Annotated in this window: 8 protein-coding genes and 2 pseudogenes; 5 read left to right on the forward strand and 5 right to left on the reverse strand. The window is 61.9% G+C overall.

The annotated features are described in order from the left end of the window. Positions 1–25: 25 nt before the first annotated feature. The 5 genes and pseudogenes from CXK91_RS00100 to CXK91_RS00125 form a co-directional block, all read left to right on the forward strand. On the forward strand, positions 26–1,015 hold the full coding sequence (locus CXK91_RS00100; protein ID WP_102833643.1) for a TRAP transporter substrate-binding protein: 990 nt from the start codon (positions 26–28) through the stop codon (positions 1,013–1,015). Positions 1,016–1,167: 152 nt separating this feature from the next. Continuing rightward, entirely contained in the window at positions 1,168–2,058 is an 891-nt protein-coding gene (locus CXK91_RS00105; RefSeq protein ID WP_103454417.1) for an alpha/beta fold hydrolase, read from the forward strand. A 99-nt stretch (positions 2,059–2,157) separates the two neighbouring features. Continuing rightward, a pseudogene (locus CXK91_RS00110) lies at positions 2,158–2,669 on the forward strand (IS5-like element ISPst5 family transposase); the annotation flags it as partial. A 519-nt stretch (positions 2,670–3,188) separates the two neighbouring features. Further along, positions 3,189–4,457, forward strand: coding sequence for a group II intron reverse transcriptase/maturase (gene ltrA / locus CXK91_RS00120; protein ID WP_020309288.1), 1,269 nt, complete (start codon positions 3,189–3,191; stop codon positions 4,455–4,457). Between the two features lie 59 nt (positions 4,458–4,516). Beyond that, positions 4,517–4,987 (forward strand): annotated as a pseudogene (locus tag CXK91_RS00125) (IS5 family transposase); the annotation flags it as partial. A 399-nt stretch (positions 4,988–5,386) separates the two neighbouring features. Here the strand turns inward: CXK91_RS00125 and CXK91_RS00130 are convergent. The 5 genes from CXK91_RS00130 to CXK91_RS00150 all read right to left on the reverse strand — a co-directional run bounded on the left by CXK91_RS00130 (position 5,387) and on the right by CXK91_RS00150 (position 13,781). Next, entirely contained in the window at positions 5,387–7,003 is a 1,617-nt protein-coding gene (locus tag CXK91_RS00130; RefSeq protein WP_011912863.1) for an ABC transporter ATP-binding protein, read from the reverse strand. Next, entirely contained in the window at positions 7,000–8,025 is a 1,026-nt protein-coding gene (locus CXK91_RS00135) for an ABC transporter permease (RefSeq protein ID WP_011912864.1), read from the reverse strand. The genes CXK91_RS00130 and CXK91_RS00135 overlap by 4 nt, the downstream gene beginning before the upstream one ends. Next, positions 8,025–9,095, reverse strand: a complete 1,071-nt coding sequence (locus tag CXK91_RS00140) for a microcin C ABC transporter permease YejB (RefSeq protein WP_011912865.1) — start codon at positions 9,093–9,095, stop codon at positions 8,025–8,027. The genes CXK91_RS00135 and CXK91_RS00140 overlap by 1 nt, the downstream gene beginning before the upstream one ends. Further along, positions 9,092–10,867, reverse strand: coding sequence for an extracellular solute-binding protein (locus CXK91_RS00145; RefSeq protein ID WP_413787562.1), 1,776 nt, complete (start codon positions 10,865–10,867; stop codon positions 9,092–9,094). Before CXK91_RS00145 ends, CXK91_RS00140 begins: the two co-directional genes overlap by 4 nt. Before the next feature lie 214 nt (positions 10,868–11,081). Beyond that, positions 11,082–13,781 carry a TonB-dependent receptor gene (locus tag CXK91_RS00150; RefSeq protein ID WP_011912867.1) on the reverse strand — a complete coding sequence of 900 codons (2,700 nt, stop codon included), beginning with the start codon at positions 13,779–13,781 and terminating at the stop codon, positions 11,082–11,084. Positions 13,782–13,862 lie beyond the last annotated feature (81 nt).

A 13,862-nucleotide genomic window follows, 5' to 3' on the forward strand; every position in this document is an offset into this window, starting at 1 on the left:
CCGACAAAAACAAGAGGGTACTTCCATGCTGAGTAACAAGCTCAAGGCACTCGCCTGCGCGCTTTCTTTCACCGTCGCCGGACTGGTGCATGCCGATCCCGTGACCATCAAGTTCGCCCATGTAGTGGCGGACAACACGCCGAAGGGGCAGGGCGCCCTGCTGTTCAAGAAACTCGCCGAGGAACGCCTGCCGGGCAAGGTGAAGGTCGAGGTCTACCCGAACTCCTCGCTGTTCGGCGACGGCAAGGAAATGGAGGCCCTGCTGCTGGGTGATGTGCACATGCTGGCGCCTTCGCTGGCCAAGTTCGAGCATTACGCCAAGGCCATCCAGATATTCGATCTGCCGTTCCTGTTCGACGACCTGGCCGCTGCCGACCGCTTCCAGAGCAGCCCGCAGGGCCGGGCGCTGCTGACCGCGATGGAGGACAAGAACATCACCGGTCTGGCCTATTGGCACAACGGCACCAAGCAGCTCTCGGCCAACAAGCCGCTGCGCGAACCCAAGGACGCGCGCGGCCTGAAGTTCCGCGTGCAGGCCTCCGCGGTGCTCGACGAGCAGTTCAAGGCGGTACGCGCCAACCCGCGCAAGATGAGCTTCGCCGAGGTCTACCAGGGCCTGCAGACCGGTGTGGTCAATGGCACCGAGAACACCTGGTCGAACTACGAAAGCCAGAAGGTCCATGAGGTACAGCCGTACATGACCGCGTCCGATCATGGCCTGATCGACTACATGGTGATCACCAACACCAAGTTCTGGAAAGGCTTGCCGGATGATGTGCGCAGCGAGCTGGAAGCGATCATGGCTGAGGTCACCGTCGAGGTTAACCGCCAGGCGGACGAACTCAATCAGAAGGCGCGCCAGACCATCGCCGCCTCCGGCAAGACCGAAATCATCGAGCTGACCCCCGAGCAACGCGCGATGTGGCGCGAGGCGATGAAACCGGTGTGGAAGAAGTTCGAGAGCGAGATCGGCGTCGAGCTGATCGAGGCGGCCCAGGCAGCCAACCGCTCCTGACGCCAAACCATCCGCCTGAGCGGGCGCAGTGTGCTCCCGCCCAGGTTCTTATCGGTCAACCGTGCGGCGCCCGTCCAGATGAGACGGGCCTGCTTTTTTTACCCAGACGAACGCTTATGCTGACCGCTCGACCAACGTAAGGAGACGCCGGTATGAGTCGCTATGCCTTTGTCAGCACGCCGGTGCTGGATATCGCTTATCTCGAATGGAATCCCCGTGGCCAACAGGTGGCCGTGCTCGTGCACGGCTGGCCGGATTGCGCGGAGAGCTGGACCGAGGTCGCCGAGCGCCTGGCCTCTGCCGGCTACCGGGTGCTCTGCCCGACGCTGCGTGGTTTCGGGCAGACGCGCTTTATCGACCCACTGACCCCGCGCAGCGGCCAGCTGGCCGCATTGGGCCGCGATCTGCTGGATTTCATCGATGCGCTGCGCCTCGACCAGCCGGTGCTGGTCGGCCACGACTGGGGCGCGCGGGCGGTGGCCAATGCCTGCGGGCTGCGCCATCACGCCGCCGCACGGCTGGTAATGCTCGCGGTGGGCTATGGCACCAATGACCCGAACCAGCACATCTCGCTAAGCCAGGCGCGCAACTACTGGTACCACTGGTACATGGCCACCCCGCGCGGGGAGCAGACGGTAACCGAGGATCGTGCGGCCTTTACGCGGCTGCTGTGGGATACCTGGTCACCGGCCGGCTGGTACGCCGAGGCGGATTTTATCCAGGCCCTGGAAGCTTTCGATAATCCGGACTGGGCTGCCGTGGTACTGCATTCCTATCGCCACCGCTGGGGCTTCGTCGACGGCGATCCTGCCTATGCATCGGACGAGGCGCTGCTGCAACCGGCCCCGGTGCTCGCCGTGCCGACGCTGGTGCTGCACGGCGAAGCCGATACCTGCAACGCACCGGAAACCTCGGCGGGCCGCGAGGCCTTGTTCAGCGGCCCTTACCACCGACAGCTATTGCCAGGCGTCGGCCATTTCCCCCAGCGCGAAGCGCCGCAGGCGGTGGCCGAGGCGATTCTGCAGTTCTGTCAGGGGGATTGAGCCGTTGCTACATGCTGCGGGCGGCGAGACCTAAGGATGGTCTGAAAAAGACTTCCCGAATCTGGTGAAATACGCCGATCCCGTTGCCCGAGTTTCCCGATGAAGCAAATGACCTTCGCCGACGCCGAGTACGCCGGCAAGCGCAAGCAGACCCGCAAAGAGTTGTTCCTGATCGAGATGGATCAGGTGGTGCCGTGGAAGGGTTTGATTGCCCTGATCGAGCCGCACTACCCCAAGGGTGAAGGTGGTCGTCCGGCGTATCAGCTGATGGCGATGCTGCGCGTACATTTGATGCAGAACTGGTTCGGCTACAGCGATCCGGCGATGGAGGAGGCGCTGTACGAGACCACCATTCTGCGCCAGTTCGCAGGGTTGAGCCTGGAGCGCATTCCGGACGAAACCACCATCCTCAACTTCCGTCGTTTGCTGGAGAAGCACGAACTGGCTGCTGGAATCCTGGCCGTGATCAACGGCTACCTGGCGACCGTGGCCTGTCGCTGCGCCAGGGCACCATCGTCGATGCCACGCTGATCAATGCGCCGAGTTCGACGAAGAATAAAGATGGCAAACGCGACCCGGAGATGCACCAGACCAAGAAGGGAAACCAATATTGTGTGTCACGAACACAGGTCAGTTGACCTGTGATGCTGTACCGAAGATGGAAGTAGGCCTTCCGAAGTCGGCTTGCAGGAGCGGACTTCAAACCACCCGGTGCTGCTGCGCCCAAAAGGCGTGGTGGTGAGCGACCGAGGAAAAGTCACCCCTGAGGGTGGCAGGTGAGTATGGAGAAGATGAGCGAAAGCAAACCGTCCGATGACGCATCGTTATGCCCAAGGTGCTGTCGAAACTGAGGTTGAGTATTGGCTTCAGGACGAGTCGGGGCGTTACCTGCTTACGGACCCGATGGCAGCCGGTGTATAGGCGGCATGATCTCCATATAGGCTTTGGTATGGAACGTGAGAACCTTGCTCCAGATGCGAAGGAAAATGACAAATGGCCAACACCATGAGGAAGAATACCGATGCTGGAGCGAGGGGCGGAGCCTCCCGTAGTAGTGATGAAGCCTCTGTAATGGCGGTGGAGCGAAGGGGCGGCGTTATCCTGCCGACGAATGCTGTCAACCTCCGGGGATGAGCAGCATGATATCGGCGAAACCTTATGGATTAGCGAAGCGCACGGTATGGGAGGCATACCAGCAGGTTAAAGCTAACCGTGGTGCTGCTGGCGTCGACGATGAAACCATTGCCGACTTCGAGCAGGGCCTGTCGAAGAATCTTTACAAGCTGTGGAACCGGATGTCGTCGGGATCATACTTCCCGCCGCCGGTGAAGCAGGTGGAGATTCCCAAAGCGTCGGGAGGCATGCGCAAGCTGGGAGTGCCCACGGTCTCTGACCGTGTTGCGCAAACCGTAGTCAAGCTTCTCATCGAGCCAGAGCTGGACTCGATCTTCCATCCGGACTCTTATGGGTATCGGCCTGGACGGTCGGCGAAGCAGGCCGTGGCAATCACTCGTGAACGCTGCTGGCGATATGACTGGGTCGTGGAGTTTGATATCAAGGCGGCTTTCGATCAGATTGATCATGGGCTGCTGATGAAAGCGGTACGCGCCCACATCAAGGAAGACTGGATTCTTCTGTACATTGAGCGGTGGCTGGTTGCTCCGTTCGAAACGAAGGACGGCGTTTGCGTTCCACGCGACCGCGGCACTCCGCAAGGAGGAGTAGTCAGTCCAATCCTGATGAATCTGTTCATGCACTACGCCTTCGACATGTGGATGCAACGCACCAGCGCGAACTGTCCGTTCGCCCGGTATGCAGACGATGCGGTGGTTCACTGCCGTAGTCGGAAGCAGGCGGAATATATGATGCGAACCATCGCGTCACGGCTAGCGGACTGCGGGCTGACGATGCATCCTGAGAAATCGAAGATCGTGTATTGCAAGGACAGCAACCGTACCGAACAGCATCTGCATGTGAGCTTCACCTTCCTGGGTTTTATGTTCAGGCCGAGGAAGGCACTCAGCAAAGAAGGCAGGCTTTTCACGAGCTTCCTTCCGGGAGCGAGCGAGGGTGCCTTGAAGCGGATGCGGCAAACGGTGCGCAGGTGGCGACTCAATAGTCAAACCCACGTGACGCTGGCCGATGTGGCTCGGCTATACAATCCGGTGATACAGGGGTGGTGGCACTACTATGGCTCGTTTTATCGGACGTCCATGCTTGGCATCTTCCAACACATTGACCGCGCACTTGAACGCTGGGCCCGACGAAAGTACAAGGCCCTTCACAGGCGGAAGCGGCGTGGTAGCCGATGGGTGGAAAAGATGCGTATGGCGGCACCCCGACTGTTCCATCACTGGCGAGTGGCTGGGCAACAAGGTTGGATAACGGGAGCCGTATGACGCGAGAGTGTCACGTACGGTTCTGCGAGCGGCTGTGGGGGCAGTTCCTGCGGTCGACTCACCACTTCGGTATGAAGGCGCATATCGGCGTGGACGACACGTCTGGCCTGGTGCACAGCGTAGTGGGTACGGCGGCCAACGTTGCGGACGTTACTCAGGTCGACAAGTTGCTGCATGGCGACGAGAACGTAGTTTGTACGGACGCGGGCTACATTGGCGTTGAGAAACGTCCGGAGCATGCTGATCGGAAGGTTATCTGGCAGGTGGCGGCACGACGTAGCACCTACAAGAAGCTCGATAAACGCAGTGCGCTATACAAAGCCAAGCGCAAGATCGAGAAAGCCAAGGCTCAGGTGCGCGCCAAGGTCGAGCACCCGTTCCGGGTGATCAAGCGGCAGTTTGGTTATACCAAGGTGCGCTTCCGCGGACTGGTGAAGAACACGGCGCAACTGGTGACGCTGTTCGCCCTGTCGAACCTCTGGATGGCTCGCAGACATTTGCTGGCGAATGCAGGAGAGGTGCGCCTGTAATGTGGGAAATGGCTGCGGCGAAGTTATCGCGGCGGCCATAAACACCGATATCGGTGGGCGAACTGATCATTTTGGATCGGTTTTCCGCTTTCAAAAACGGCGCAGGCTGAAGTCGACCGGAAATACAGGCTGCTTCAGACCATCCTTAGAAGAAACCGTGAAGGAGCAAGGCGTTAGCCAGCTTATTGGCGATGGTCATGTGCTTCGACGAATTGTGACGCAGGTTGGGTGGTCCGCAGGGGCAGCGGAACCAGGCCCCTTTTCATCCCAATTCACAGGCCGGACGCCGTGAAACCGATATTAAAGATTGACCGCTGAGGTTACTTCCGCAATGACCTCGATGGTTGGGGCGCGGCGGCGGCCGCGCGTGCAGTCGAGCACAGGCCGGTCGCTGCCCCATCAGATTGCCGTCCTCGCCCAGCCGGCTGCGGATTGCTGCTCGGCCAGTCCAGAGGCACGCAGCAGTTCCTGTGTGTAGGGGTGGCTCGGTGCCTGGAAAATCTGCCGGGCATCGCCTTGTTCGACGACGATACCGTCCTTGATGACCATGAGGTCGTGGGCGAGGGCGCGGACCACCGCCAGGTCGTGACTGATGAACAGATAGGTCAGCCCATGTACCGCCTGCAGGTTGCGCAGCAGGTCGACGATCTGCTTCTGCACGGTGCGGTCCAGCGCCGAGGTGGGTTCGTCGAGCAGGATCACCTCGGGTTCGAGGACCAGCGCTCGGGCGATGGAGATGCGCTGGCGTTGGCCCCCGGAGAATTCATGGGGATAGCGATGGCGCGTCTGCGGATCGAGGCCGACTTCCTGCAGGACGCGGATCACCGCGAGCTCGCGCTCGGCCACGGTCCCGATGCGGTGGATGTCCAGGCCTTCGCGGATGATCTGTTCAACCGACATGCGCGGGCTCAGGCTGCCGAACGGATCCTGGAACACCGCTTGCAGGTGCCTGCGGTGTGGGCGCATGGCCTTCGCGCTCAGTGCATCCAGGCGCTGGGTTCCGAAGTGGATCTCGCCCTGGGAACCCACCAGGCGCAGCAGCGCCTGGCCGAGGGTCGACTTGCCCGAACCGGATTCGCCGACGATGCCCAGGGTACGCCCGCGCGTGAGTTCGAAGCTGATGCCATCCACAGCCTTGACGTAGCGCTGCTGGCGGCTGAACAACGGCTTGGGCAGGGGAAACCAGACACGCAGGCCGCAGGCCCGGATCAGCGTGTCGTCACTGCGTGAGGGTAGCGGGTCGCCGGAGGGCTCCGCATCGAGCAACAGGCGGGTATAGGGGTGGTGCGGCGCAGAAAACAGGCTGCGGCATTCGTTCTGCTCCACCAGGCTGCCCTGGCGCATCACGCAGACACGTTGAGCGATCTTGCTCACCAGGTTCAGGTCGTGGCTGATCAGTAGCAGCGACATCCCGAGGCGCGCCTGCAGGTCCTTGAGCAGCAGCAGGATGGTTTCCTGGACGGTCACGTCCAGCGCCGTGGTGGGCTCGTCGGCAATCAGCAGCTCGGGCTCATTGGCCAGCGCCATGGCGATCATCACCCGCTGCCGCTGGCCGCCAGATAATTGGTGGGGATAGGCGTTGAGCCGTGCGGTCGGCTCGCGGATGCCCACTAGTTCCAGCAACTCCACGCTGCGCGCCCGTGCCGCCTTGCCAGTGAGCCCCTTGTGCAGAGACAGGATCTCGCCGATCTGCCGTTCGACGGTGTGCAGCGGATTGAGCGATGTCATGGGTTCCTGGAAGATCATCGCGATTCGGTTACCGCGCAATTCGCGAAGCCGTTTTTCCGAGGCTCCAAGCAGGTCTTCGCCCGCATAGCGGATGGCTCCGGAGGTCCGGGTGGACGCGGGCAACAGGCGCAACAGCGAGTGGGCCAGCACCGACTTGCCCGAGCCGGACTCGCCGACCAGCGCGAGGCATTCGCCGCGACGGATGTCCAGGTCGATGCCGTGAACCACCTCCTGCCCGGCGAAGGCCACTCTCAGGTCACGGATTTCAATCAGGTTGTCTTGGTTCATGCGGACCTCGGGTCAAGGGCGTCGCGGGCCGATTCGCCGATGAATAGCAGCAAGCTGAGAATGGTCGCCAGCGCGGCGAAGGCGGTAAGGCCCAGCCAGGCGGCTTGCAGGTTGCGTTTGGCCTGGCCGATGAGCTCACCCAGCGAAGCGGTGCCAGGCGGCATGCCAAAGCCCAGGAAATCCAGCGCGGTCAGGGTGGTAATGGCCCCGGTGAGGATGAAGGGAACGAAGGTCATGGTGGAGGTCAGCGCGTTGGGCAGGATGTGGCGCCACATGATCATGCGGTCCGAAAGGCCCAGCGCCCGGGCGGCTTTCACGTATTCTAGGGAACGCCCGCGCAGGAACTCGGCGCGCACCACGTCCACCAGCGCCATCCACGAGAACAGCGCCATGATGCCCAGCAGCCAGCCGAAGCCGGGCTCGACGAAGCCCGAGAGAATGATCAATAGATAGAGCACCGGCAGGCCCGACCAGATTTCCAGTAGCCGCTGGCCGAACAGATCGACCTTTCCGCCGTAATAGCCCTGCAGGGCGCCGACGGTCACGCCGACGATGACGCTGATCAGGGTCAGTGCCAGCGCGAACAGGATCGATACCCGTGTGCCGTAAAGCAGGCGTGCCAGCACATCGCGCGCCTGTTCGTCGGTGCCCAGCCAGTTCTCCGTGGAGGGTGGGCTCGGAGAGGGGACCGTGAGGTCGTAGTTCACCGTGTCGTAGCTGAACGGGATCGGCGGGAACAGCATCCAGCCACCGTGATCCTCGATCAGGTGGCGCACGTATTCGCTGCGGTAATCCGGCGGAAAGGGGAACTGCCCGCCGAATTCGGTTTCCGGATAGGGCTTGAAGATCGGAAAGTAGAGCGTGCCGTTGTGGCTGAGCAGGAGCGGCTTGTCGTTGGCGACCAGTTCGCCGCACAGGCAGATGACGAGCAACGCAGTAAACAGCCAGAGCGACCACCAGCCGCGGCGGTTGGCCTTGAAGCGCTGGAGTCGGCGGCGATTGATCGGCGAGAGAGCAGGCATCAGGCGGTCCTCGCTAAGAAGTCGATACGTGGGTCGATCAGGGTGTAGCTGAGGTCACCGATGATTTTTACCAGCAGCCCGAACAGGGTAAAGATGAACAGGGTGCCGAATACCACCGGGTAGTCGCGGTACAGCGCTGCCTCATAGCCCATTCGCCCCAGGCCATCGAGGGAAAAGATCACCTCGACCAGCAGCGAACCGGCGAAGAACACCTCGATCAGCGCGGTGGGCAGTCCGGCCACGACGAGCAGGATCGCGTTGCGGAACACGTGGCGGTAGAGCACCGCCCGTTCGGTAAGCCCCTTGGCCCTGGCGGTCACCACGTATTGGCGGCTGATCTCGTTGAGAAAGCTGTTTTTGGTGAGGATGGTCAGGGTGGCAAAGCCACCGATGACCAGCGCTGATACCGGCAGCACCAGGTGCCACAGGTAATCGATGACCTTGCCTGCCGGGCTCAGCTCCTCGAAATGCTCGGACGTCAGCCCCACGGCCGGAAACCAGCTCAGATAGCTCCCTCCGGCAAACACCACCAGCAGCAACATGGCGAACAGGAACGCCGGTACCGCGTAACCCACGATGATGACCGTGCTGCTCCAGACGTCGAAGGCACTACCGTGCCTGACGGCTTTGCGGATGCCGAGCGGGATCGACACCAGATAGGTGATGAGGGTGGCCCACAGCCCGAGGGAGAGAGATACCGGCAGTTTTTCCAGGATCAGGTCGGTGACTTTCGCGCCCCGGAAAAAGCTGGTGCCAAAATCCAGGGACGCGTAGTTCTTGAGCATGAGCCAGAGCCGCTCGTGGGGTGGCTTATCGAAGCCGTACTGGCGTTCGAGCTCCTTTATCAGCTCCGGGTCGAGGCCACGGCTGGCGCGGCTGCCGCCGGACGAAACGCTGCCGGTTTCAGGCGCTGCCTGACCGACGCCCGTGCCACCGAAGCCCTGCATGCGGGCCATGGCCTGTTCCACCGGCCCACCGGGCGCCGCCTGCACGATGATGAAGTTGATCACGATGATGCACAGCAGCGTTGGCACCACCAGCGCCATGCGCCTTAGTAGATAGCTGATCATGGCGCAGTGTCCTTCAGGCGTTCGGCCATCTGTTCGTTGGTGAGCGCGGTGGGGCTCACCTCCCACCAAGTTTCCAGGCCCACGTCATACGCAGGCTCGATTTTCGGCCGGCCGAATCGATTCCAGTGCACGGTGGGCGTCCCGTCCGAGTAGTAGTTGGGAATGATCAGGTGGCTCCATTGCAGGACCCGGTCCAGCGCGCGGGCATGCAGGACCATGTCCTCGCGGCTGGTGGCGTCGACCAGGCCGGCGATCAGCACGTCGACGGCCGGCTCTTGCAACGCCATGGCATTTGAACTGCCCACCGAGGTGGCGCTGCTGGACCCGAACAGGTCGTAGAGATCGCTGCCTGGGGAGGGGTTGGGAATACCGCTGCGCGGAAAACCGGTGACGATCATGTCGTAATCGCGGCCGTTGACCCGGCTGATGTACTGCGAGGTATCCACCCGCCGCAGGTTCAGGGTGATGCCGATTTGCGACAGGGTGCGCTTGTAGGGCAGCAGCATACGATCGAAACCCTGGCCGTCGAGAAAGGTGAATTCCAGGGGTTGGTCGTCGGCGTTGACCAGTTTATCCCCTTTCGGTCGCCAGCCGGCCTCCTGCAGCAACGTCAGCGCCTGGAGCTGTTTGTCGCGGACGAAGCCGCTGCCGTCGGTCGCAGGTGCCCGGTATACCCGGCTGAAGACTTCATCCGGAATCTGCCCCCGCAAGGGTTCCAGAATGGCCAGCTCCTGCGCGGTCGGTAGCTCGGTGGCAGCCATTTCGGTGTTGGGAAAGTAGCTGTGCTGGCGCGTATAGAAGTTGCGCATCATCTGCTTGTTGGTCCATTCGAAGTCCCAGAGCAGGGTCAGTGCCTCGCGCACCCGGCGGTCCTGGAAGATCGGGTTGAGCAGGTTGAATGCAAAGCCCTGTGGCGCCGTGGGTTTGCCCCTGGCCAGGATGGCCTTCTGCAGCCGGCCATCGCGCAAGGCAGGGCTGTCATAGCGGATGGTGAAGCCGGTTGCGGAGTACTCGCGGTTGTAGTCGTAGGCGCCGGCAATCAGCAATTGTCGGGACACCTCGATATCGCCGTAGAAATTCACGACGAGCTGATCGAAGTTGTACAGGCCGCGGCTGACGGGCAAGTCCTTTGCCCACCAATCGTTCACGCGCTCAAAGGCTACGCTGCGTCCGGGCTCCACCTTGCTGACCCGGTAGGGCCCGCTACCCAGCGGTGGCTCGTAGCCGCCGCCGTTGCGGAAGTCGCGGTCTTTCCACCAGTGCTGCGGCAACACCCGCATGCTGGCCAGGTCGAGCGGTAGCGTGCGGTTGGCGCCTTCCTTGAAGTCGAAGCGTATCGTCAGTGGAGCTTCGATCACGGCCTTCTCGACGAAGCCATAGAACTGTCGGTAGCTCAGTGAACCCTGGGTCATCAATGTTTCGAAGGTGAATTTGACGTCCTCTGCGGTCATGGGGTGGCCGTCATGGAAACGTGCCTTTGGGTTGATGAAAAAGCGCACCCAGCGGTTGTCCGGGTCGCGCTCCATCTTCTCGGCCACCAGGGCATAAACACTGTAGGGCTCGTCCAGTGAACGGTAGGCGAGCGGCTCGAATACCCAGGTATCGAGCTGCGACACGCCGGTGGCCTTGTCGACGTACGGCAGCAGGTAGGTGAACAGGTCGGTTTCCTGGGATGAGCGGCGCAGGCTGCCGCCCTTGGGGGCATCCGGGTTGACGTAGTCGAAGTGCTGGAAGTCCGCCGCATACCTGGGAGGTTCGCCGTAGACGGTCATGGACACGTCAGGTTGGGCGAAGGCCAGGGCGCTGACGCTTGCCAGAAGGATAAAAAACAGGGGGCGCCGCGAGCAGCGCCCGAGGGAGCAGTTCTGAAGCAGGCAAGAAACGTTCAAGGGCATCATCTCGTCAGGCGATTGGTGGCGTGCGGTCCGAATCCATGCCGTGTCTGTCGAAAGGGCGGCCCCCGCCGCGGGCGGGGGCCGCTGTGGCTTAGAAGCGATAGGTGACGCGGGTGTAAAGGGTCCTTCCCAGCGGATCGGTATAACGGGGGTCATAACCGCTCTGGAAGGTCACGGCCTGGTTGGTGAACGGCGGGTCGCGATCGAAGAGGTTCTTCACGCCCACGTCCAGATCCAGGGTCTGGCGCCAGTTATAGCCGGCCGCCAGGTCCCACATCATGTACGACGAAACCCGAGCGTTTCCTTCGGTATCGTAATCGTTGTAGCCGGACATGTAGCGGTTGGTCAGGGATGCCCGGTATGGCCCCGCGTTCCAGGTGCCCACGAGATTGTGCTTCCAGCGGAAAATGACACCATTGCCCTGGAAGTCGCCCACGTTCTCGATGTAGGCGCCGCCTGCCTCGTCCTGGTAGTCGTAACGGGTCACGTAGGTGCCCTGCATCGACAGGCCGAACTGGCCGTAGGGGCTGTTCGGAAAGAGGTAGTCGAGGGACAGGTCGATGCCGCTCGTCTTCACTTTCCCCTGGTTCGACAGGCCGGTGATGATGTAGTCGATCGAACCATCCGCCGCCCTCACGATGCGGTCGGCATAGAGCTCAGGGTTGGCGAAGATCGAGGTTTCCGAAAACTCCGCGATCTGCCCGGAGATGTCGATCCACCACAGATCGACGCCCACCGACAGGTTGCTGAGGGGCTGGTAGACGAAGCCGAGTGTCTTGTTGCGCGCCGTCTCGGGCGTCAGGTCGGTGTTGCCGCCAGTCTGGTTGAGCACCTGCTGGTCGCAGTCGCGGTTGGCCACGCCACCGTTGCTCGGCGAACCGCCAGCGCACAGGACCGGGTCGTTGTAGCTCCCGGCGCTATAGGTGATGTAGGTGGGATCGTACAGCTCATACAGCGAAGGCGCGCGGAAACCCTCGCTGTAGGCGCCACGGATCACCAGTTCCCGGAACGGCTGGTAGCGGAACGAATATTTCGGGTTAGTGGTACTGCCCACATCGCTGTACTTGTCGTGGCGAATCGCCGCGCTCAGCTCCAGGCTATCGAAGACCGGCACGTTCAGTTCGGCGTACTGGCCCTGTACGTTGCGGTCGCCGCTGACGGTCGGGTCCCCACTGACGCCGAGGCTGCCCACCAGCGAGGTGATCCCGGTGTCATAGGCTGCGTGGAAATCTTCCTCGCGGTACTCGCCGCCCAATGCGATGGCGGCCGGGCCGGCGCCGAACCAGTCGCCGATCTCCCGGCTCACCCGTCCATCGATGGTCTTGACCCGGCCTACGGCAGTCATGTAGTCGCCGTTTACCCCGATGCTGTTGATCAGCTCCTGCCCAGCCTGGGTTTGCGGCCCGAACGGGTTGATGATGCCGTTTTCAATGGCATCAGCCGCCAGCTCGTCGTTGAGGTAGCCGCCACGCAGGGAGCTGACCACCTTGTTTTCGTTATAGGATGCGCCGACGTTGTAGTCCCAGGCACCGGCGAGATTGCCGTCGAACACCAGTTGCAGGCGTTGACCGGTATTTTGGTCCTTTTGTATGCGCGCGCCGGCGTCGCTCTCGCGCCAGCCGACGGTTACCGGGTCGGTGGTGATCAGATCGAAGCTGGTGGGCAAGGGTGTCGAGCCGTTACCCGGATAGAAGGGCGTATCGGGTCCCACACTTAGGCCGGTCAGCAGGGATGGCCCGATGGTTGTGGTGTTGTTGTTGCGTGCCCAGAAATAATCCAGGCTTACGTTATGGTCATCGGCCAGTTTCAACGTACCCATGGTGAACACCGAGGTCTTTTCGGTTTCCGGTATCAGGTCGATGTACTCACGCGTACTGAAGCGGCACAGGCCGTTGCTGGCTATCAGGTTCGCGCCGTTGCAGCCGGTGTCGGCCAGCGGGTTGGTCGCGTTCGCCCCCTGGGTGTAGTTGCCCGGATAGGCGGTACCCGAGGTGCCGTTCAAACCACGGCTGGGTCTGAAGTCGTTGGTGAAGTCACGGTCGCTTGCGGTGAGGTTGTCCTGCTTGTCGTAATTCACCACCCCAAAGACGTTGAAGCGGTCTTCCTGCAGATCGCCGAAACCCCAGCTGCCGCTGTAGTTGCGTCCTTGGGCACCGCCCGACTCGGTAGGGTAGGTGTAACCCGCGCTGAACTGGCCTTCGGTGACGCTTTTTTTGGTGATGAAGTTGATTACGCCGCCGATGGCGTCGGTGCCGTAAAGCGCCGAGGCGCCGTCCCGCAGGATCTCCACCCGGTCGATGGCCGCGAACGGGATGGTGTTGAGGTCCACCGCGGCGCCATCGATGGCATTGTTGGCCAGCCGCCGGCCGTTGAGCAGCACCAGGGTCTTGTTGGCGCCGATACCGCGCATGTCGGCAAACGAGGCACCGCCGGTTCCACTGCCAATCGATTGGGCGGCGGTGGTGGTGGTCTGGCTGCCGACGATGCGGTTGACCAGCTCCTGGGTGGTGGTCACGCCCTGCTTCTGCAGCTCTTCGGCACGCAGGATGGTGATCGGTACGGCGGTTTCGGCGTCGGCCCGGCGGATCGCCGACCCCGTCACCTCGATACGCTGGAGTTCGGTCACCGAGGGCACGACAGTGGCTGCCTGCGACTGCTCGAATTCATCGGTGATTTCCTGCGCGCCGACCTGAGGCGCGCCGAGTGCCAATAGCCAGAGCGGCACGAACCGGTAACGGGTGATCGCTGCTGCCAGGGGGGTGCGAGCAAAACTACTACGGTACGTCGTCATTTTGTTATCCCTCGTCTCGGGCGTTGGGGCGTGGCTTCTTGAGCCGCTATTGCACCGGTCTGGTTATGCCTTCCCGGGCCT

Source organism: Stutzerimonas stutzeri, from assembly GCF_002909485.1.
Lineage (GTDB): Bacteria > Pseudomonadota > Gammaproteobacteria > Pseudomonadales > Pseudomonadaceae > Stutzerimonas > Stutzerimonas stutzeri_AH.